Origin of the sequence: Oceanobacillus phoenicis (assembly GCF_047238145.1) — a bacterium.
Lineage (GTDB): Bacteria > Bacillota > Bacilli > Bacillales > Amphibacillaceae > Oceanobacillus.
In genome coordinates this window covers 3,727,135-3,750,237 of record NZ_JBDFME010000001.1, presented here as the reverse complement: position 1 = coordinate 3,750,237, position 23,103 = coordinate 3,727,135, and the positions used below count along the sequence as shown (strand labels likewise).

At 33.5% G+C, this 23,103-nt stretch carries 18 protein-coding genes; all 18 read left to right on the top strand.

The window, feature by feature from the left end; all coding sequences use genetic code 11:
- Nucleotides 1–98 precede the first annotated feature (98 nt).
- The 18 genes from ABC346_RS18900 to ABC346_RS18815 all read left to right on the top strand — a co-directional run bounded on the left by ABC346_RS18900 (nt 99) and on the right by ABC346_RS18815 (nt 23,092).
- Nucleotides 99–668 carry a site-specific integrase gene (locus tag ABC346_RS18900; RefSeq protein ID WP_413236327.1) on the top strand — a complete coding sequence of 190 codons (570 nt, stop codon included), beginning with the start codon at nt 99–101 and terminating at the stop codon, nt 666–668.
- 130 nt (nt 669–798) lie between these two features.
- Nucleotides 799–1,608, top strand: a complete 810-nt coding sequence (locus ABC346_RS18895; RefSeq protein ID WP_413236326.1) for a TnsA endonuclease N-terminal domain-containing protein — start codon at nt 799–801, stop codon at nt 1,606–1,608.
- A gap of 1 nt (nt 1,609) precedes the next feature.
- On the top strand, nt 1,610–3,763 hold the full coding sequence (locus ABC346_RS18890) for a Mu transposase C-terminal domain-containing protein (RefSeq protein WP_413236325.1): 2,154 nt from the start codon (nt 1,610–1,612) through the stop codon (nt 3,761–3,763).
- The gene (locus ABC346_RS18885; protein WP_413236324.1) at nt 3,756–5,237 is read left to right on the top strand and encodes an ATP-binding protein; all 1,482 of its coding nucleotides are present in this window, start codon (nt 3,756–3,758) and stop codon (nt 5,235–5,237) included. Before ABC346_RS18890 ends, ABC346_RS18885 begins: the two co-directional genes overlap by 8 nt.
- Nucleotides 5,234–6,766 (top strand): TnsD family Tn7-like transposition protein, encoded by a 1,533-nt coding sequence (locus tag ABC346_RS18880; RefSeq protein ID WP_413236323.1) that lies wholly within the window; start codon nt 5,234–5,236, stop codon nt 6,764–6,766. Before ABC346_RS18885 ends, ABC346_RS18880 begins: the two co-directional genes overlap by 4 nt.
- 138 nt (nt 6,767–6,904) lie before the next feature.
- Nucleotides 6,905–7,603: a DUF5986 family protein gene (locus ABC346_RS18875; protein WP_413236322.1), complete on the top strand. Its 699-nt coding sequence runs from the start codon at nt 6,905–6,907 to the stop codon at nt 7,601–7,603.
- A 25-nt stretch (nt 7,604–7,628) separates the two neighbouring features.
- Nucleotides 7,629–8,792 carry an XRE family transcriptional regulator gene (locus ABC346_RS18870; protein ID WP_413236321.1) on the top strand — a complete coding sequence of 388 codons (1,164 nt, stop codon included), beginning with the start codon at nt 7,629–7,631 and terminating at the stop codon, nt 8,790–8,792.
- A 92-nt stretch (nt 8,793–8,884) separates the two neighbouring features.
- Entirely contained in the window at nt 8,885–10,060 is a 1,176-nt protein-coding gene (locus ABC346_RS18865) for a hypothetical protein (RefSeq protein WP_413236320.1), read from the top strand.
- 247 nt (nt 10,061–10,307) lie between these two features.
- Nucleotides 10,308–12,182 (top strand): KAP family P-loop NTPase fold protein, encoded by a 1,875-nt coding sequence (locus ABC346_RS18860; protein WP_413236319.1) that lies wholly within the window; start codon nt 10,308–10,310, stop codon nt 12,180–12,182.
- 3 nt (nt 12,183–12,185) lie between these two features.
- Entirely contained in the window at nt 12,186–12,899 is a 714-nt protein-coding gene (locus ABC346_RS18855; RefSeq protein WP_413236318.1) for a hypothetical protein, read from the top strand.
- Entirely contained in the window at nt 12,892–14,310 is a 1,419-nt protein-coding gene (gene qatC / locus ABC346_RS18850; protein WP_413236317.1) for a Qat anti-phage system QueC-like protein QatC, read from the top strand. Before ABC346_RS18855 ends, qatC begins: the two co-directional genes overlap by 8 nt.
- Nucleotides 14,311–14,313: 3 nt before the next feature.
- Nucleotides 14,314–15,054 carry a TatD family hydrolase gene (locus ABC346_RS18845; protein ID WP_413236316.1) on the top strand — a complete coding sequence of 247 codons (741 nt, stop codon included), beginning with the start codon at nt 14,314–14,316 and terminating at the stop codon, nt 15,052–15,054.
- Between the two features lie 218 nt (nt 15,055–15,272).
- A complete protein-coding gene (locus ABC346_RS18840) occupies nt 15,273–15,746 on the top strand; it encodes a hypothetical protein (RefSeq protein ID WP_413236315.1) in 474 nt (157 codons plus the stop codon).
- A gap of 783 nt (nt 15,747–16,529) precedes the next feature.
- Entirely contained in the window at nt 16,530–17,384 is an 855-nt protein-coding gene (locus ABC346_RS18835) for a formate/nitrite transporter family protein (RefSeq protein ID WP_413236314.1), read from the top strand.
- Between the two features lie 323 nt (nt 17,385–17,707).
- Nucleotides 17,708–18,772, top strand: a complete 1,065-nt coding sequence (locus ABC346_RS18830; RefSeq protein ID WP_413236313.1) for a M42 family metallopeptidase — start codon at nt 17,708–17,710, stop codon at nt 18,770–18,772.
- Nucleotides 18,773–18,793: 21 nt separating this feature from the next.
- Nucleotides 18,794–20,386, top strand: coding sequence for a glutathione ABC transporter substrate-binding protein (locus tag ABC346_RS18825; protein ID WP_413236312.1), 1,593 nt, complete (start codon nt 18,794–18,796; stop codon nt 20,384–20,386).
- A 489-nt stretch (nt 20,387–20,875) separates the two neighbouring features.
- Nucleotides 20,876–22,156 (top strand): extracellular solute-binding protein, encoded by a 1,281-nt coding sequence (locus ABC346_RS18820; RefSeq protein WP_413236311.1) that lies wholly within the window; start codon nt 20,876–20,878, stop codon nt 22,154–22,156.
- Between the two features lie 60 nt (nt 22,157–22,216).
- On the top strand, nt 22,217–23,092 hold the full coding sequence (locus tag ABC346_RS18815) for a carbohydrate ABC transporter permease (protein ID WP_413236310.1): 876 nt from the start codon (nt 22,217–22,219) through the stop codon (nt 23,090–23,092).
- The last annotated feature ends 11 nt before the right edge of the window (nt 23,093–23,103 follow it).

The window sequence follows — 23,103 nt, the reverse complement described above, 5'->3', positions numbered from 1 at the left end:
TTTGTATACTTTCAATAACTGTTTTATTGCCTTCAGGCTCTTGAGGTTTCTTCATTCACCGGATAGAATGTTTTTGTAAGTTTATAGGAGGTGAAATATTGAAAGTTGTTCAGCCAATAAGGGACTTGAAACAGCTAGAAGCTGTAAAAGGATATTTACGTGGGAAAAATAAAAGGGATTATTTACTTTTTATGGTAGGAATATCATCAGCTTTAAGAATAAGTGATATTTTAACATTGAAGGTAAGAGATGTATGGAATGGAAAAAAAGCTAATGAATTCATAGAAATAAATGAAAAGAAAACTGGAAAATACAAAAGGTTCCCTATAACCAAGAACCTTAAAAAATCTATCAATGAATACATGAAAGAGTATTCTAATAAAAATCAGGATGATTATCTTTTTACAAGTAGAAAGGGTATAAATCAACCGATTTCAAGACAATATGCAGCGTCCATGCTAAATATTGCCTGTGATATGGTGGGTATTAATGAAAGATTTTCGACACACGGAATGAGAAAAACCTGGGGCTACTGGGCATTTCAAAAAGGTATATCGCTCGATTATATATGTATAGCTCTAAATCATAGTTCTGTAGCAGAAACAAAAAGATACCTTGGTATATTACAAGAGGATCTCGATAATCTATACCTAGAGGTGAACTTATAAAAGTGTTCAAACTAAATTTAATAGAAGATAGAAGATGTATTTGACTATTGATAATCAGTTCAAAAAAAAACGAACTCGATTGCCAATAGTCATTTTTGATTTCAAGAAAAAATTCAGCAGGGAGAATTCAATGGGCACAAATAATTGGACTAAGGAAAAATTAACTAAGTATCTGAAAGAAGGAAGAGGGACAGGCAATGGCAAAGATTATCTTCCTTGGAGCTATACCTATAATTATAGTTCTAAAGGAAGAGTTTCTAGAATTTATGGACTGAAAACGAGACGTATTCATCATCTCCATTCAGATAATCAATACAGAGCATTTCTTCTATTTGAGTTTAACTCGAAAGTTAATGATATTAGAGAGTCTTATCCTCTCTTAGACGTACTGGAGGTGATCAATGAAAAGGAGGATCTACGTTTTGATAGGTTTATGGATAAGGAGACTAAACAACCTTATGTATTAACTACAAACTTTCTATTGACTACTAAAGATGCTAAAGGTGATGAAAAGTATGTGGCAAGAACCATAAAAAATACAACAGAACTTAGGAGGAAAATAACATTTGAAAAGCTAGAAATTGAACGAAGGTATTGGCAACAGAAAGGCGTTGATTGGAAGATAATTACGGAAAAACAACTTCCGAGGCAATTAGCTAAGAATATTGAATGGGTAAGAGAAACAATGTTGGAAGGAAGTGAGAGATTACTTGATAAAGAGGGTATGTCCTCTGTATTGCTCAGACTTATCTTAGAAAATGATGAACTCCCTTTAAAAGAAATATTAAAAATAATGGACAAAGAAGAAGGATTACCAAAGGGAACAGGTTTGTATCTATTTCGCTATTTAATTGCTAAGAAAGAGGTATGGTTAGATATGACAAAACCAATAGATTTATCTTTAAGAGTAAGTGATTTACTAAGTAAAGGGATGGATTAACTTGGAACTAACAGAGAACTTATTATTACAGTATCAGGATAAAAAAACAATTCGTATTGTATATTTTGAACATCTTTCTTCTATTATATTTGCAATAGATATGGATAATAAGCGATGGCCGTATGCAATTAATAAAGATGAATTGTTTTCTGAATATCAAGATGGAAAAATAGTTATTTTAAAGAAGGATCCTTATATACAAAACGTTGTAGAAGAGAAACTAAGTAGTGCTGAAAAGGAAAGAAGAAACCATGGATGGGATATAGTTAATTACCTGCTTCAACAAGTGGAATCTGAACACCTTATATTTAAAGTGCAATATAGAAACCAAGCGATTAAACAGGCGATGAATCTCTATAAAGTTAGTTACAACACTGTTAAGAACTATCTTATTCGTTATTGGAGAGGCGGAAAAATACGGAATGGTTTACTTCCTGCATTTAACTTATGTGGCTCAAAAGGGATGGAAAGAATTAGTAGTGATAAGAAGAGGGGAAGACCTCTAAAGTCTGGAGCAAAACAAGGTGTAAATGTAGACGATAAAATTAAGAAATACTTTAGGGTTGGACTGAATCGTTATTATTACAATGAGCGGCAGAATTCATTAAAGACTACATACGAATTAATTCTGAAAGATTTTTTCACAGATACAAAGGTTGATATGAATGGCAAGGAGGTACCAGTACTCAAAGATCCTTCTAAAATCCCATCTTATCATCAATTTTTATATTGGTACAAAAAATTCAATGACTCTAAGAAAGAAATCATTAATAGAAAGGGGACAAGAAATTACTTTCTAAATCACCGAAGCCTACTAGGGAATTCAACGCAAGATGCTGGATTGGGGCCGGGTACACTTTGGCAAATTGATTCTACCCAATTTGATATATATTTAGTTTCTTCAGTTGATCGCAATTTAATAGTTGGACGACCAACAGTTATATGTTGCATAGATGTGTACTCTAAGATGATAGTGGGCATCAATGTCACCTTTGAATCATTTAATTCTTATACGAGTGTAATGGTTGCTTTAGCAAATAGTATGACATCTAAGAAGGATTATTGTTTACAGTATGGTATCCAATTAGAAGAGAATGAATGGGAAGTGGCTTGCGTTCCACAAAAGATTTTTGCAGATAGAGGGGAACTTAATGGAAAACAAATTGAAGATGCTATTGCAGGATTAGGTATCTCAGTTCAGAATGCTCCTCCATATAGAGCCGATTATAAGGGGGTAATTGAACAGGCATTTGCCCAATTAAATATAAAGGTGAAACCTTTTGCTGAAGGAGTTGTAAAAAATGGTAAGAACATAATTGAAAGGGGAGGAGAGGATTATAGATTAAAAGCCAATCTCACTATTGATGAATTTACAAGAATACTGATCAAATGTGTACTTTTTCATAATAATCATCACATATTGAGTGAATATATCTTAGATGAAGTGATGATTGAAGAGGGTATTGAAAAAATTCCAGCTAAAATATGGGATTATGGAGTAAAAAAAATGAAGGGACAGCTACGAATCCTACCAGAAAAGACAGTTAGAATGCACCTACTCCCAACTGATACAGCTTCGATTACTTCTCGTGGGGTTCGGTATAAGAAGATGCTCTATGCTTCGAATTACTCTATGAAAAACAATTGGTATCAGTTAGCAAGGATAAATGGTAGTAAAAAAATAAAAATTTGGTATGATCCACGTGATCTTTCTAACATCTATACTATTAATGAAGACGGTGAATTTCATAAACTTACATTACTTGAACATTTGACGAAGTATAAGAATAGAGGCATCGATGAAATTGAACAAATAATAAATTATGAAGAGTCATTAGATAGTAAAACCAAAGAAAAAGAATTGCAGCAAAAAATGAAGTTATATGATGATATTCAAGCAATCGTAGATCAAGGAAAGAAGAAAACCGAAATGGAAAAGGACGAATCTTTAAGTAAAGCTGAGCGGTTAAAAGGAATTAGGGATAACCAAAGACAGGAAAAAGATTTACAACGAGAATTAGTAAGAAGCAGACAAAAAGATTTGAAAATGGATTCGCAAACGTTAATAGGTTCACAAGAAAATCAGATTCAAGATGACGAACTTAGCATGTTTAGATCTATACAACAATTAGATTGGGCTGATGGTATTGAGTAACCCTATATTTCTACCTAATGGAATGGAGGCAATTAAAGCAGAATATAAGAAATTTCCGCTTCAAGAGTTTAATCAAAATCCTTTAATTCAAGCCTTGCCACCATTATTGGATAAAGCAGCAATCATAAGAAAATTAATGGTTAGACCAATTTATAAGGACGAAGAAAAATATGTAGATAGTGCTTATCGAATCTATATGGTAAACCGGCTTTTTCAATTGTTTACTCCTTTACCAGTACATGTAGAGGTCTGGAATATGATTCATTCATTAATTATGCAAGGTTATTTGGCGAGGAATCCTTTTGATAAGCACTACAAACAATACATTAATGAGTCTGGAAAGGAGATAATCAATCGTTCTTTTGATATTAATAGCAGGCAAAATTTTAGAACAACTGCTGGCTGTGGTACATTTATTGGATATTCAGGTATGGGAAAGACTACTACTATTAATCGGGTGCTTTCTAATATTCCTCAAGTTATCGTTCATAATCAGTATAGAGGAATTCATTACAATCAAATCCAATTAGTTTGGCTTAAATTAGAAGCTCCTAGTAATTCTAGTTTAAAGGCTTTGTGCCTTCAATTTTTCATGAAAATAGATGAGCTCCTTGGAACAAATAATTATAAAAAGTATGTATCTAGGAATATGTCTGTAGATCACATGCTACCTTTAATTAGTCAGGTATCACACAATATAGGACTAGGTCTACTTATTATTGATGAAACGCAGAACATAAAAAAACGTGGTGCAGACCAAATTATGAATTTTTTTGTCTACTTAATAAACTCTGGAATTAATCTTTGTCTAATTGGAACACCTGGAGCGTACGATCTTTTTGGAAAAGAGTTAAGAATGACAAGGCGACTAACAGGAAATGCTGAAATAATCTATAACAATATGAAGTATGGTAATGAATTTACCTATTTATTGGAGTCGATATGGAAATATCAGTGGACACAAAATTTTATACCATTTAATGAAGAGTTGGGAAAGGCAATTTATGAAGAAACTCAAGGAATTTCGGACCTAGTTGTAAAACTATTTGTATACTCTCAACAACTGGCTATAGAGAATGGAGAAGAGGAAGTTTCCATTAATATAATAAAGAAAGTAGCAAAAGACAAATTTAAACTGCTGCAACCAATGTTAGAGGCAATTAGGTCTGGTAATCCTCATAAAATTGCTAAGTATGAAGATATAAGAAGAATAAACTCGGAGAATTTTGTTGTAAGTAACAGTAGAGAAACTAGAAAACAAGAACCAGTAAATCCAAAAAGGGTAAAGGAAGTAGAAATCGTTGATAAGATTGAAGAACCAAGGAAAAAATTAAAACAAAAAGAATACAAGGAAGATGATTTAAGGTATTTACTTCAGCGGGGAGTACAGATAGAAAAGACACCTTATCAAGTACTCCTGGAAAATGAGTATATAGAGGATACCACAAATTGGATAGAGGTGAATGATCTGTGATTAATTTTCTTCCTCAAATCTATGAAAACGAACTATTCTATTCCGTGCTTGCACGTTATCGGAGAATGTGTGGGATGGTAAGTAAAAGGGCTTTGATAGAGGATTTGTTTGGGAGGCACATTTTTGTGTCTTCCATTTATTTTCCTCAGTATATTGATTCCTTTGTTAAATGTCTTCCACCAACTTCAGAGCTGACAGCTATAGAGATTATAAAAAACCATACTATGTTTCCATTTTATACTTCCTTTTTGTCAAAGGAAAAAACAGACTTTCTTTTTAATATCATGCAGAATGGAGCAAATGGTTCAAAAATGACCGTCGAAAAGTATATTGGGTTTTCCAACAGCAAAGTACGTAAACCAAATTATTTAAGATATTGTCCTTTATGTTATAAGGAAGATTTAGAAGTATTGGGAGAAAGTTATTGGCGAACTAATCATCAGATAGCAGGTGTTCATTATTGTTCTAAACATCACCTGCTTTTAAAACAAAGCTCTGTATTAAGTACAGGAAGTGGAATTGATTTTATATGTGCCGATGAACAAGTTTGTGATGTAGAGCTATTGAAGGATGATTATCCAGACAACATAAAACAATTAAATCTTAAATATGTTCATAATGCAGAACTATTACTAGAGACCAACTTTCCTAGGAAAGAATTAAAGTACATTATTGAATTTTATATTGATAGATTAAGAGAAAAAGGACTAGCATCCAATAATGGAAATTTGTATATGAAGGATGTTCAGGAACGTTTTCTGCTAAATTATCCTATGGAGTATTTGAACTTAATGCAGAGCGATATTGATCCAGACAGTCCATCTAATTGGCTTCGATTGTTTGTACGAAACAACAACAAGAACAGAACCCCATTGAGACATTTATTATTTCTACAGTTCTTAGGTATTAGAATGGATTACCTCTTTCAGAATAAGGAGGTTATCGGTAAAAAGTCTGTCTCAATCCAACATAATCCAATTTTTGATATTCAAGAAAGAAGAGAAAAATGGTTGCAATTAATTGAAGAAAATCCGAATGCAAATAGAAGCCAGTTAAAAGAGAAGGGAAAAGGCCTACATACCTGGATCTGTAAATATGATTGGGATTGGTATGACAGAGTAACCCCCAAGGCTGCATTGGGTAGGGAAAAGGCTGGAACAATTGATTGGTATAAGAGAGATGAAGAATGTTTGAGACTTGCTAAAGATGCTGTTGAAAGCATTTTACATAGAAAAGGTAAACCGGTAAGAGTAACTCCGTCGAGTGTAAGGAAAATTTTAGGGTTTGGGTCATGGTTTCATAATGAGAAGTTAGTTAGAACACAACAATATCTAAGAGAAGCAAAAGAAGAGATAGAGGATTTTAGGATTAGGAAGATTAAGAGGGCAATTGAAGATAGAATCAAGCAAGGAGAGAAGTTGACCGTGTATAAGGTGCAACTGCATGCTGGATTTGGGGGAAACAACCAAGAGGTCAAAAATCTCATTGCAGATGTTTTAGAAAAGGAATTTAATTTTCCAAAATGTTAAAGGAATACGATGTTTAATTCTCAACAAATGAAAAAACTAAATAAGTAACTATTTACTAGATTAAAAATTAAAATAGTTGACTTATTTAGAAAATAATCTAAAATAATAATTAGATGGGATGGGATGGGAGGGGCAGTAATGATCAATTTAGATAATAAGGTAGTTAAAGAAATAATAAATATATTAGTAACACCCGATTCTGAATCACGTCATTTATACTTGCAATCTATTAAAAATGTATCAGGAGAAGGAACGCAAAATAGTAGGGGAACTCATGGATGGGATTACCGATATAACAGTATTTTAGAAATGACTAAAAAATTCAATTTGAAACATATAAAATTGGGTAGAGGTAAGTTGTGGGAAGCTATTCTCTTACTTGGACCAGAAAATGAACTTTACGTTTGTTTCAGTGAATCTAATTTGAAAAGGATTATTAGAAAAGGTAAAGATAGTCATTATTTAAGACTACTTAATTTATTCAATAAAGAACTTGATAAGATGAAAGTTTTGAGTCAACAATTGACGTTGTTTGACCAAGAAGTAGAAGAAAAAGATGTCTTAATAAGGCAAGCAAGAGAAATGCTACATATGATGGAGACGGATCCTAGTAAAGTTATTGTTTTTGCCTTTGATAACTCTTTTATCTCAACTGCAAAAGCATTTGCTTTTAATACTAACCATCAAATAGTATGGGAAGAAGATTTAACTGATCTTATAGATGTTAATTATCACTTAGTATTAAAAGACGATAATGTTGAACCTGAGAAGCGTAAAAGCACAAACATTAATGAGACCAAAAAAGAAAAGAAACGTATTGTAAAATTAAAAAGTTAATAATTTGAGTTTGGAGATAGTTTGAATGAAAAAGATATTTAATGGGGCTAGGTTAAAGGAAGCAAGACTTTATAATAAAATGACAATTACTTCTTTGGCTGAAGAATTGAATGTTACTAAACAAATGGTTTCAAAATACGAAAATGGGAAAAGTGAACCAAGTTTTGAAAAATCACTTCAACTGAATAATATTCTAGGTTATCCAAGAGAATTCTTCTATACGATAGAAAAATTCCCTATTCAAAATGAAGGCACTTTTTTTAGATCAAGATTAACTGCTACCCAGAAATCTAAGGAACCAGCTTCAATCGCTCTTAAATATTCGGTTATTGTACGAGATTACCTTGAACAGTTTATAGATTTCCCTACTTTACAAAACAGAGAAGTTTACGAAGGAAAAGATAATATTGAAGAAATTGCTTTAAGTATTCGAAAATCTATGGATTTAGGGTTGGATCCAATACAAGATATTATTGAAGTTGCAGAATTAATGGGTTTTACTGTTATAAATATGAATTACCAAGAGGATAAAGTAGATGCTTTTAGTAGTATGAACACTATAAATGATAATAATTATTTCATAATTACGACCGGTGATTCGGGGTCTTTTTACAGACAACAATTTAGTATTGCACATGAAATTGGTCACTGGGCACTTCATCAAAATATTAACCCACAAGAATTGGATAAGGATGAATATAAGGTAATTGAAGCTGAAGCTAATAAATTAGCTTCAATATTACTCTTACCACAGGAATCATTTGGAAAAGAGTTAAAATCAAAAATAGTCGATGAGATAGATACGTATTATAATCTTAAAAGAAAATGGAAAGTTTCAATGGCTGCTATGATTAAGCGGGCAAGAGACTTAAATATAATTTCATCTGACCAAGAAGCGAAATTATATAAACAAATGCACTACAGAAAATGGAGAAACCCAGAACCTTTTGATTTAGAAACTAAAGTAACCTTGCCAGTCGCATTTAAGCAGTCTTTAGAATTGTTGATTGATGAAAACATTCTACAAGGACACGAAATTCCACTTAGGATAGCTGAGCAATATAATTTATATCTTACACCTAAAATGTTAGCAGAAATTTGTGGTGTTGAGCCAGCAATGTTTACGGATAATAGCCAATCGAAAGTCGTTATAAAAATTAAAGATTTTAAAAACAAATATAGTAGCTAGTTGTATATAATTAACGGTATTTTAGAAAAGTCACTTCTTAGAAACTTGCAAAATCTAAGTAGTGACTTTTTTGTAGAAAGGAGAGCCTTTTTATGGAAACCAGGATCTACGAAAGAGAAAAGCTATATACAGAGGTATGGAAAGAACCTATGACTTCCCTATCCAAGCGTTATGGAGTATCCGATGTTGCATTACGAAAGCAGTGTAAAAAGATGGGAATACCTCTACCGAAGGCCGGCCACTGGATGAAGGTTAAAGCAGGCCACAAGATAAATATACCGCCATTACCAGAAACAGATGAACCAAATAAGGTTGAAGTAAAAATACAGTCAAACGATTTATTTGGTGGGAAAATGGATGATGTACTCTTATTTTTACAAGAAGAAAAAAGAAAAAAAGTAAAGGAATATTGTTTATCAGTAACGATTCCTAGCAAATTAACAAAACCTCATGAATTAATAATGGATACTAAACAATACTACCGTTCAAGGAAAGAATCAACAAGACCTCTGACGGACAGAGTTATTAACATGAAAGTCTCAGTTGAACAAATGGAACGGACATACAGGATTTATAATATGTTATTTAAAGGGTTAGAACATTTAGGATATACAATAGAAATTAGAGAATCCAAGTATCGCCAATATAGAAATCGTAACGAATTATTTGTTTGTTTAAATGAAGATAGTGTTCCTATTTTTATAAAAGAAAAACAAAGAAGGGTGGAACATAAGCAGACTAAGGAAAAAATTGAGTATAGTTTTGGATCTTCTTATGATTATGTCTATACTGGAAAACTTCATTTTGGAATAGATTCTTACCATGCAAAACGTAAAAACTGGCATGATACTGAAACTAAAAAAATAGAAGACCAAATTGGTGAAATTATTATATGGGTAATAGAAGCCATTCAAGTTGAGAAAACAATTAGGAAAAAACATGAAGCAGAAAAAGTCCGTAGGTTAGAAGAGGAGCGTATACGTCAGCAAATAGCGGAGCGTAAAGAAGAGGAATTAAAGCAGCTTGAACAATTGAATATAAATTCTATTGACTGGGACAAAGCTGAACGAATCAGAAGATTTGCAAATGCCGTGGAGTTGAAACTTGATGGAATTAAAAAACAAGAGGAAAAAGAAAAGGTGTTAAATTGGTTGAAATGGGCAAGAGAAAAAGCGGACTGGATTGATCCTCTTGTAGAAAGAGAGGATAAACTTTTAGGGGAACGTTCAGCTTTATTTGAAGCAATTTATGATAGTTTTAAGTCTTAGATTGTTTTATTCAAAGATAATCAATGGCATATATAGCCATTTAGCGAAATTAGAGGAAGAATCCGCATAATTATTTTCTTATGTGTTCTTTATTATTTAAGAATTCCTAATATTATCTTGAAGAAGTGATTTGAACTCTAGTAAAATAGCATTAGGAAATAATAATTAACAAGGTGAGAATTTCAAATTAATATCTAAGTAAATGTTAATTGCAGATAAAGCAACTAATAGAATAGGAGTGGGATATATGTGGGCAGATGATGCTTCAAAAATTGATATGCTTGCTTACCGACCATATGCAGATTTAATAACAGAAATTGCTATAAGTGAAAGGATGAACCCCTTAACAATTGGATTATTCGGAAAGTGGGGAAGTGGTAAATCGACATTGTTGAATTTGATAGAAGAACAGACTACTAATCAAACCGAAAAAAAATTGGCAGTTGTGAAAGTAAACGCATGGATGTTTGAAGGATATGAAGATGCTAAAACAGCTTTAATGGAAGCCATTCTACAGAGTATGAAGGATAATCAAACATTTTTTGAGACTTCCACTGAAAAGATTAAGGGTTTGATGAAAAGAGTTAATTGGATGGGGTTAGGGAAAACGGTTGTGAAGCAAGGAGTGCCCTGGGCTATAAGTGGTATGACAGGTGTACCTCCTATGATAATGATGCCTAATTCCTCCGATTTTGATACACCTGAGAAAATTCAACTACAGATAGATAAGGCAAAAGCGTACACAAAAGAATATCTTAAAGAAAATACGGATGAGAATATTGTAGAAAATATTCGTAAGTTTCGTGAAGATTTTACAAGCCTTATTAAAGAATCTAAAATAGACAATCTAATAATACTTATTGACGATTTAGATAGATGTAATCCAGACCGTATTGTAGAGACTCTTGAAGCAATTAAACTATTTTTATCAGTTGAAAAAACAACTTTTATTATTGCGATGGACGAAAAAATTATTACATACTCAATAAAAAGAAAGTATCCTCAATTAAATGAAGAGGGGATAGATATTTCGGTTGATTATATTGAAAAAATTATACAGCTTCCTATAAGAATTGCAGAATTAGCTGAAAGTGATGTTAAAAATTATATGCTCCTACTTATTTCAGAAATGTACTTGAGCGAAGTAGCGTTGAATCAGTTAATTGAACAATTAAAAGGAAAAGGGATTTTTATAAAGGGCGAAATTATCACAGGAGCTGAAATATTGGATATCGTTCAAAATAAGATAACAGAAGGTGTTCCAAAATACAAAGAGAATATTACCAATGATGAATTTGAAGAACAAATTCAAGTTTTCAACAGTATAGGGAGTATAGTTGCTTCAACTCTTAAAGGAAATCCCCGTCAAACAAAAAGATTTTTAAATACGTTTTATATACGTAAAAGATTAGCAGAGATTCAAAAAATTGAGTTAAACCTTTCTGTTTTAGCAAAATTAATGGTATTAGAATATTTTGATGTTGATTTATTTAAGGAATTATTCCAATGGCAATTTGAACACAGTGGAAAACCTAAACAGTTAAAGGTGCTTGAAGAAAGAATATTCAATGAAGAAGAGACGGAAAAGAGCAGTTCTCAATCAGAGAATACTGAAATGAACACAGCGTGGAAAGGGGAAAAAGTCAAGAGATGGATTGGAGTAGAACCTAAATTGTCAGATATAGACTTGTCTCCTTATTTTTATTTAGCTCGTGATTCTGTTTCAAATAGAAATTTATTTTCAACCAATCTAAATCAGGATGAAAGAAAATTTATTAACCAGATATGTAATCTTGATATAAATAAAGCAGTTCGCAGGAAGAGAATGGAGCAAATGATTGACATGGATGAAGTCACAAGAAACGAAATATTAAAAGGAGTTATAGAAAAATACCATCAAGACAAGAATCAGTTAGAGACCTTAATAGAACTATATAAAATTCTTCCAACCAATAAGTCAAAAATATTTGCTGAACTAAAGAAAATGAGAAATGATCATGTAACATTGCCTGATATTATTCTATTTCAACAATTGGATTCAGATGTGTTCCAGAATTTAAAAACATATTATATTGAAGAGAAAAAAATGGAAAAGACACTTTGGGAGATAGCAGGTGAGTAAGTAATGGGGACTTCAAAGGGTTATGTACCGCCAACAGGATATTTATGGCCTGATGTAAAAAGAGACGTTACTAAAATGGTTAAAAATAATTTTTCGTCTACCTCTGTAGATAAGACTATTTCTAGTTTTGCGAAAGCGTTAAGTAGTTCGGGAACAACAAGTCCAAGTAGGGCAATACAATCAGGTAGTAAAGCTCTCAGTTTTATTGACTCTGTAAGAAGGTATGGATTTTCAGAAACTTTGGATCGTTTAAGATTGTCACATTTGAAAAATGAAACTCCTGAAAATGTTCGTACAGGGCTTTTACAATATTTTAGCGATGGAGGGAGTGAGTTCTATGATAATATTTCCTCACAAAGCATGAATGAATTAATGAGGGAACTGCTTAAAGGCATAAATGATATTAGTGAGTATGAAGATGTTATAAAATCATTAGATACAGGTGTTTTTATTCAGGAGTTCATTATTAAATTCATTCAGAATTGTTTTTTTGCAAACTTTACTGAAAAATTATTAACCTTATTTGATAGATTAGATAGATACGAAGTTGCTGAGCGAAGTGTAAAAACACACATTAGAAATTCAATTGAAAGGAACTTTTCCGCTGAGGATATTCAAAAGGTTGATTGGAATGGTATAGAAGGAAAAAAGATTATTAACAATCTGTATAATAGAGCTCTTGAAATTCTATCTGCTTGGAGTGAAGTGAATGATTAATGTATGGATAAATAAAAATTCTAATGATTTCAATCAAAATAATGTAACAGAAGAACAATTCTTGTTGTTTCAATTATTAGATAAAAAAAATAAATCAAATGTAAAAACGGATATGGAACAGTTATGGAGAAGGTTTGGATTAGAAAATTTGCCGAGCATAAATGAAGATTTTCTAATAATTGCATCAAGTATATTTTGTGCTGATAAGAGGATTCCTCGAAAAATCTTCTCTGATAACTGGTCTAGAACTATCAAGTTATTTATTCCTGTTTTAGAATTAGAAAAATGGAATTCAGTCAAAGATAAACTTCAAGAGACTATTGGATTTTTAAGTGGCGATGAATGGAAATTTGAATTCAGAAAAACTAATTCGAGATTTAGGGGAGATAAGAGAAATACAAAGAATATAATTTCTCCAGAAAAGTACGACTCGGTTAGTCTGTTTTCTGGAGGTTTAGATTCATTTTGCGGTGCTTTAACACTTTCTGAAAAGGAGAAGAATACATGCTATGTGGGTTTTAGAGAATATAGCCTTTTGACTAACCGACAAAAGGAACTATTCTCTGCCATACAAAATTCATATTCCGATTTAGAGAGCGAGTTGCTATTATTTAATGTCAATCCCTTTGTTCCACAACTAATAGGGTATAATTCCATAAAACTTTCAGTTGAAAGTACGAGTCGCAGTAGGTCATTACTATTTATTGCAGGAGCAATGGCCGTAGCTTCAATTATTGATAATAAAACGCCAGTATACATACCTGAAAATGGATTTATTGGAGTTAACGTCCCCCTTACTGATAGTAGGGCAGGTAGTTGTAGTACAAGGACTACTCACCCAATCTTTATAAATTTATTAAATAATATATTTAGAAGCATAGGGATAGAAAATAAAGTATCAAACTTCTATTGGAATAAGTCAAAAGGAGAAATATTAGAAGAACATAAAGAAAATATTGTTTTTGTTGAAAAAGCTCACAGGACACTTTCGTGTTCTCATCCTTGTTTATCACGTTATGATAAAAAACGAAGTGATCAAGTGGTAACACCTTGTAATTGTGGTTATTGCTATCCTTGTTTAATTAGAAGAGCATCTTTTAATAAAATTAAGAAAGATGAAACTAACTATAACCCTCTATATAAATTAAGCAGAGAATTCATTTTGAATCACAATAATCTTCAAGGAAGAGCTAGTGATTTAAAAGCAGTGCTCTTTAGCCTAAGAAGGTACATTCAGCATAAGGACGATCAAGAATATATTAGAAGTCTTCTCCTAAGGCAAGGACCATTAACCAATGAGGAATTAGATGGTTACGAAAAGGTGTATCGTCAATCCATGGATGAACTAAAAGAGATGATAAATGAGAGCAAAAGTGGTTTGTTAGAATATGCGGGTTTGAAGGAAGCGTGAATAGTGAATAATCTATCGGATTTCCATATACATATTGATTATTTTAAAAACTATAATCAAATATTTCATTCTTTCAACAAAAACAAAATCTATGCTTTATTTGTTACCAATTTACCAGAAATTTTTCAACAGTGCAGAAAAGAATTTCCTGATTCTAAATATGTCAAATTGGCTTTAGGATATAACCCACAATTAGCAAATAAATATAAATTTAATCAGAGTTTGTTCGATGATTTGCTCCCATTTACGAAGTATGTTGGGGAAGTAGGATTGGACTATTCTAAAGAGTTTCTTGCATCAAAGAATGATCAACAGGTAGCCTTTGAATATATATGTTTCCAATCGGCTAAACTAAACAGAATAATGTCAATTCATTCCCGCAAGGCTGAATCTGATGTATTATCAATATTAATAAATAATAATGTAAAATTTGCAGTGCTTCACTGGTATTCAGGGAATAAACGAATTCTTCAAAAAGCAGTTAATCAAGGATATTATTTTTCGGTAAACTATTCAATGTTATCAACTCAAAAAGGATTTGATATTATTAGATCTATACCATTAGATAGGTTATTAATAGAGACAGATGCTCCCTTTGGAAATACTAATGTGAATGGAAAACACTATGATTTACCTGGAATATATAACAAGTTTTCAAAGAAATTAGATATAGATTCTTTTGAAATAATAATTCATCAAAATCTGAGAAGATTATTGGAAGAACAAGGAAATGTTTTATATTAAAACTTGGAAGTTTAAATTGTAGTAACAGCTCAATCAAGTCATACACTTAGGAAGAAGATGGAAAATTTACTTTTGATTTTCCAGAAGGTACGTGAAAAAGTGTTGTTTACCTGTGAATATTTAAAGCAATTTAACAAAGCGTAAAAATTAGTTACCCGTTTAAAAAGATGTTTTTGAAAAGTCTCTTGGTTAGTAAATTCGATAAAGGATGAGGAATATTGGATATGGTTGAAGTGTTTGAAAAACAGGTTATTGAGATTACAAAACAAAAAATGAATGATGCCTTAGAAAAATTGAAAAGAGATGAGCCAGTTCAACGGGAATTTAGAGAATTGGCTGAAATTATTTCAAAGTTGGATAGAATTAATTTTGCTTTAAGAAAAAGCTCAAACCACTATAAAGATAGACAGAAATGGATTACAAAGAGTGATGACATTCGTACAAAGCGTAACAGAATATATAGAGAGTTGGAAGAATTAGGTTTTAAACAATCATGGATTGAAAAAATTGTTAATTTTGAAATAGAGAAACTAGATAAAATTATGCATGATGCAAGAGAAGATGCATATATGAAATCTTTTGGGACAACTATCGTTGATGATATAGATATATTTGATAGTCGTTGGGAGTTAGTAGGTCAATATATGGCAGAAGCAAAGTCCAGTTATATTGAAGGAAAAATCTTTAATTAGATGAAAAGGTTAATCCCTGTCTAACTTTTTCTTATATCCTAAAAATCTTTTATCCACTATGTCTAACTAAAATAAACTCTTGCTCGTTAAAATAAACATTACCGATTCAGACCCCGATTTCGTGAATATAAACATTTCCGATTTCAGGGTCTTTTTCATGCCCATCCCTTGTCTTGTCTCGGTTTCCTCTTCTTTCCTCTATGCAACATTTTGAGAGAACTTTATTCCAACTCCCCAAAAAAGATGAAAAAACAGGCGGAAAAGAGGCGGAAAAACGGCAATAATTAAATCCAAAACTGGGGAAAATGGGGGTTTCGTAGCAAAACTTTATTTTAACTCGAACGGTGGAATGCGGGTTGGAGGTGGGGGATTTAGCAGGAGTTTATTTTGGGGGAACAAAAGTTGTCCAACTAAAATAAACTCTTGCTCGTAAAATAAAAAAATTGTAAAATCACCCTGATTCCGTATAAACATTTGCGAAATCGGGGTTTTTTGTGAAATCTCGGTGTTTTACTCAATAAAAATCCAATATTTTTTCTTGAATACCTCCAAAAAAACTTCAATATTCTTTCGGTCCTGAAAACCCTAAAAACCCGCCCATTACTGGGATTTCAATATTTCCCAATACAAATCCACTAACCTTGTTATCCGAATAACTAGCTTTGTAAAAAAGCGTGAATAAATGATTATTCGGGTACATATATTGATAGACTTTTAAATGCAGTCGAAGATATAAAAACTTGTCCCATCTAACATAGAGTTAAAGAAATTAGGAGGATATTTATGGCTGATAATAATAACAATGAATCTTCAAACCAGACAAATGAAACGAAAGAGATCCCAGAAAGGCAATTTTTATTTCCAGTCCAGGTTATGCAGTCATTTAGTAATAAAGGAAAAGAATACCTTGATACAAATACTCCCTCGCAGTTAGTACTTGCTTTAAAAGCAGGTTCATTTATGAGCTTTGGTGCTGTCTTTTCTGTATTGCTAGCCATTGGTGTAGATGCAAAAGGACTAACATATATTTTACAGGGGATTGGCTTCACTGCAGGCTATCTAATGGTATTTATGTCACAATCAGCTTTGTTTACGGAAGTTAATGTTCTTTTACCGACATCTTATTTACAAAAGTCTTATTGGAGGAAGCATAAGTTTCTCAAATTTTGGGGTGTGGCATATCTTGGCAATCTTCTAGGTGCGTTGTTTGTGGCATTATTAATAATTATGTCAAACTCTTTAACACCTGAATTTTCAAAAGAGCTTGAAACACTACTCTCAGATAAAATGAAATTCACCGAAAATGGCTGGGTAGGCTGGTTCCAAGTACTGCTGTCAGGAATTTTAGCCAATTGGCTAATCGGTATGGCTACATTTCTAACAACATCTGCTAGGGACATAGCAGGTAAGATATTAGGAACAGCGCTTCCCGTTATTTTATTTGTGGCAGGTAATTTTCAACACAGTGCTGCAAATATGGGGTATTTTAGTTTAGGGATTTTTACAACTGATAACTATGCGTGGTATGAATATATATTATTAAATTTAATTCCAGCCAGTATTGGAAATATTATTGGTGGAGCAATATTCATCTCCTTGTTATTCTTATATGCTTTTCGGAAAGAGATGCGAGGTTAGGCCTTTTATGTACAATGTACAACTAAATAAATTATTACTAGTAAAATAATACAATTGTAAAATCACCCTGATTTCGAATAATCATTAGCGAAATCGGGGTTTTATATTGTTGAATAGTCTTAGTGTTTCAAATGTTATACGACAGAAAAATCCTAAACCAATAAAATAATAACAGTTAATTTGTCGAATTTTCAATAAAGATGCAAAAAATATGTTGATTCTAAATGTAGAGAGGTATAGAATAACATTAATTATCAAAATATCTAGATAAATTACGGTTTTCTATTTATTGAGATAAAGTTTATAGCGAAAGGGATGTAATGATGGACAACCTTGTAAAACAACTGAGTGAATTAAATGGTCCTTGTGGCTACGAACAAAATGTTACTTATTTTATTCGAGACTATGTAAAGGATAAAGTGGACAGTGTAGAAGTTGATGCAATGGGGAATGTAATTGCAAGGAAAAAAGGTGACAAACCGGGACCGGTAACACTTATAACAGCTCATATGGATGAGGTCGGTTTTATTATAAAGAAAATTGAGAATAATGGATTATTACGTTTTGAAAAATTGGGTGGCCATGATGATCGCATTTTGCTGGCACAGTCTGTGAAAGTACTAGGTTCGAAGCAAGAGCTTGATGGTGTAATCGGGACGATGTCTGCCCATTTTGTGAAATTTGACGACCCGAAAAAAGTAAGACCGCATGCTAATTTATACATAGACGTTGGAGCAACATCAAAACAGGATGCCCTTAAAATGGGAGTAGAGGTTGGAACACCTGTTACATGGGCTACTAAGAGCAGGATTATTGGTCCTGAAGATAAGCAATTGATTGTTGGAAAAGCACTTGATGATCGGGCGGGATGTGCTGTACTTTTATCCGTATTAAATGAGATTGACAAACAAGAATTTGCTGGAGAAATTGTTTTCCTCTTCACTGTTCAAGAGGAAGTTGGATTACGTGGTGCACAAACAGCAATTAATGGTTTGGGAGATGTAGACGTAGCTATCGCTATTGATACGACTGCTGTGAGTGATACACCCGAAGAAACCATGGATCAAAGTCTTTTCCTTGGTGAGGGAACTGGGATAAAGATGTTGGATTTTAGTTTGATTGTACAAAAGAGCATATTGGAAGAATTGAAAAAAATCGCAGTCCAAGAAGAAATTATTCATCAGATGGAAGTCTTTCCTGGAATTGGAACGGATGGAGGAGCAGTAGCTTTAGCCAATAAAGGCATACCAACAGGAGTGCTATCAATTCCTTCCCGTTACGCACATTCTCCTGTTGAAGCAATCAGCCTATCCGATTTAATTGCAACAAAAGAATTAGTGAAAGCATTTATATTTAACTTAAATGAAAATACCAAATTTACATTTTAATACATAATGGGGGAAATCAGCATGATAACACGTAAAAACTTAACTACACTTATCGTAACATTTGTGTTTAGTTTATTGCTTGCTGCATGTGCCAGTGAGCCAGAAGAAAATAGTGATAGTAATTCAGAAGAAGGTGGGAGTCAAGGCGGTGATTTAGTAATTGCTAGCCAAGCAGATGCAGTATCATTAGATCCTCATGCAACAAATGATACACCTTCTGCAAATATTCGCATTAATATTTTTGATAATTTGGTTACACAAAATGAAGATATGGAACTGCAGTCTGCTCTAGCAGAAAGTTGGGAGCAAGTAAATGATACTACATGGGAATTTAAGCTTCGAGAAGGCGTCCTTTTTCATGATGGTTCCATGTTCAATTCAAATGTAGTGAAAGCAAATATCGAACGGATACTCGATCCTGAGATTGGGTCACCAGTAGCATTTATGTACGATATGATAACAGAGGTCCAAGTGGTTGATGATTACACGGTACGCTTCACGACAGAGTATCCTTTTGCTCCGTTGCCAGCTCATTTAGCACATCCGGGTGGACAGATGGTGTCGCAAGAACTAATTGAAGAGGATTATGCAGCAATGGAGAACGGGGCAGATCCAAGCAGTGTAATTAATTCAAGCCCAGTGGGTACTGGTCCTTTTACATTTGAGAATTGGCAAACTGGTGAATCCGTGAAGCTAGTGAAGAATGAGGATTACTGGGAAGAGCCAGCAATGCTTAATTCTGTTACCTTTAAAGTAGTTTCAGAGGATTTAACTCGAATCTCTGAATTATCTACGGGTGATTCTCATATTATTACACCTTTAAGCCCATCCGACGTTGCAGAAGTTGAAAATACAGAAGGAATGAAGGTGCAGCGTCAGGAAAGTTCTTCTTTAGCTTATATAGGTTTTAATATGGAAAAGGAACCATTTAATGATGTGCGTGTACGACAAGCAATTTCGATGGCTATCAACAAAGAAGAAATCATTAATGGAATTTATGAAGGTGCTGGAATTCCTGCCAAGGGACCACTAGCTCCTGGGATTTTTGGATATGATGAGCAATTAAATGGTTTGGAATACAATATGGAAGAGGCAAAGTCATTATTAGAAGAAGCTGGTTATCCCGATGGGTTCTCTGCGACGATCTGGACGAATGATGATCGTCAACGAATTGATACAGCAACAAATGTTCAGGCTCAACTTGCTGAAATTGGAATCGATTTAGAAGTAGAAACGGTTGAATGGGGTGCCATGCTTGATAAAACTGCCAATGGAGAACATGAGATGATGGTATTTGGTTGGACAACTGTTACCGGTGATGCGGATAATGGAATGTATCCACTTTTCCATTCTGAAAATGTTGGGTCACCAGGAAATCGCACATTTACAGTAGATAAAGAATTGGATTCTTATTTGCAAGAAGCGCGTCAAACGGCTGATCCAGAAAAACGTCTAGATTTATATAGTAAGGCACAGGAAAAGCTAGTTGAGCTTTCTCCATTTGTGTACTTACTTCATCAAGAATATTTACTTGGAGTTCGTGATGAAGTGAAGGGTCTGACTCAGTTGCCAACCCAGTTATTGCAATTGAATCGAGTTTCTTTAGAAGAATAAATAGATATTAAAAAAAGTCTGATGTCCACTGTTTGGATATTAGGCTTTTTTAGAGGTGCTAGTATTAACCAGCTTGTTCTAATAACAGAACACTATATTGTTGGAAATCAGATTCTGCGTTTTCATTCACCTTAGTTGAAAACGATTAAACATTTCCTCCTTGTACCGGAAATAGGTTAGGTTTAGTTAAAAAATCGTATCAAATAAAATAAAACTATAGAAAAAAAGCTTTATATACAGGAAGCGAGCAGGTGATGATGACTTGGTCACTCGCTTATCCCCCAAGCAAATTAGGCACCTAAGAATGAACTCATAGGCATTGCAAGCAATTTTCTTCTATCCAGACCCATCGATAACAAATAAAAATTTGAATGGATATTTTTTAAAATATCTGTATTTTTTGGATATTTTTATAGAATTATAGGATACCAAGTAAATAGGTGAATTGCTACAATCTTTGTAAGCGCTTAATAAATGAGGGGGAATATGATGAAAACGATGAAGCTTTTACTATTGGGTGTAGCAGTTACTTTTATACTAGCGGCCTGTGGGGGCAATGAAGAGGCACAATCCGAGGATGGGGTGATTGAGCTAACATTATGGAATGATTGGACAGAGGATCGACCCGAAAATACAGTGTACAAAGATATAATAGAAAAATTCAATGAAGAGCATGAAGACATTCAAATTGTTAATGAAAGCATTCCACATGATGATTACGAAATAAAGTTACGGACACAAGCGGCAGGTAATCAGTTGCCGGATATGATGCGTGTCTGGCCAGGGACTCGTGTACAACCATTAGTTGAAGGTAATGCATTACTTCCATTAAACCCGATTATTGATCATTGGGAGGGTATGATTCCTGATGAGATTTTACAGGACTATGCTGTAGATGGAAATTATTATGCCATTCCATCTAATATTAGTGAAACAAGCTTGATTTTTTATAATAAAGCAATTGTGAGCGAAGCTGGTTATGATGAATTTCCAACAAATTATGATGAATTTAAACGTTTGATAGAGGAATTAAAATCAAATGATGTTACACCAATTTCTCTTGGCAATAAAGCAATTTGGCCATTGCAATCTGTATATATTTCAGGAATTGCGGATCGTTACACAGGAAGTGATTTCCTGGGAAATGTTCTAAATGGTGAAGGTACGTTTGAGGATGAACAGTTCATTAATGCTTTATCTGTAATTGATGAATTGACCAAATTAGAGGCGTTTAATGAGGATATGAATACGGTCGATGAGGCCCAATCAAGAAATGAATTTATTAAAGGTTCTACTGCGATGCATTTTGCAGGTTCCTGGGCAATCGGGCCAATAATGGACAGTGTTGAGGATGTGGAAAATATCGGTGTTGCTGCGTTTCCTTCTTTTGAAGGTGGAGAGGGAGATCCATCTAAAATTTCTGGAGTTGCTGGCGGTGGAATTGCAGTTAATAGTAATTTAAGTGAAGCGGAGCAAGAGGCGGCATTTGAGTTCCTTAAATTTTACTATAGTGAAGAGCTGTTCCAGCAGCTTGTTCAGGCAAATATAATTGTACCCGCTGATGTGGAAATGGATGAAAGTATTCCACAAGTGTTCAAGGACGCGAACAGCATGGCTCAAAGTGGGTTATCACCGGTTTATGACGCGACACTAACACCGGAATTAACGGACATTATCAATAACGGTCTTCAATCTATAACACTTGGTGATAAAAAACCAGAAGAGCTTGCAGAAGAAATGCAGGCAGAATGGGACAAATCTAATGAGTAATCAATTAATTCACAGGTTGCCGGCTTTATTGGCAACCTGTGAAAATTGGAGTGATAGAAGATGCAGCTAACGCGTAAAAGCAAAGCAGCGATTATCATTGGATTACTTCCAGCTTTTCTTATCTATGCTGTTTTTGCTATTTATCCAATCCTTCAATCATTTTATTACTCATTAATGGAATGGGATGGATTTACCGATATGACCTTTATTGGTCTTGATAACTTCAGAAATCTATTTGAAGATCCCTTGTTCTGGAACTCTGTCAAAAATAATCTTTACGTTGTTTTTGCTTCTGTATTAGGTCAGGTACCAATAGCACTATTCTTCGCACTTTTACTGAACCGTAAGATTAAAGGAGTAAAGTTTTTTAGAGCAGTTGGGTTTCTTCCAGTAGTCTTGTCAACGGTTGTAATCTCTTTAACATGGAGCCTTATTTATAATTCTCAGAATGGTATGTTGAATGAGTTTTTGCGAACTGTTGGTCTAGGATTCATGGCGCAAAATTGGCTTGGCGATACGAAATGGGTCATGATTGCCGTTTTAGTTACCGTGGTTTGGCAATTTGTTGGGTTGTACTTCATTATTTTTCTAGCGGCGTTACAAAACGTGCCGACGGAAGTACTGGAAGCAGCGAAAATGGATGGCGCCTCAGAATGGACGACCACGTTCAAAATTACGATACCGATGATATGGGATACGATTATTGTGGCAGTTATTCTATGTATTTCTGGAAGCTTGAAGACATTTGATCTGATTTATGTCATGACGAATGGTGGTCCAGCTCATTCATCAGATGTTATGGCACTCTATATGTTTCATGAGACATTTAATAACCTGCAATATGGGTACGGTAGTGCAGTTTCTGTATTTATCTTCTTCTTTAGTCTCATTTTAATTTTTATAGTTACGAAATTACTAGGAAAGAAAATGATATGAGGAGGGGTGTA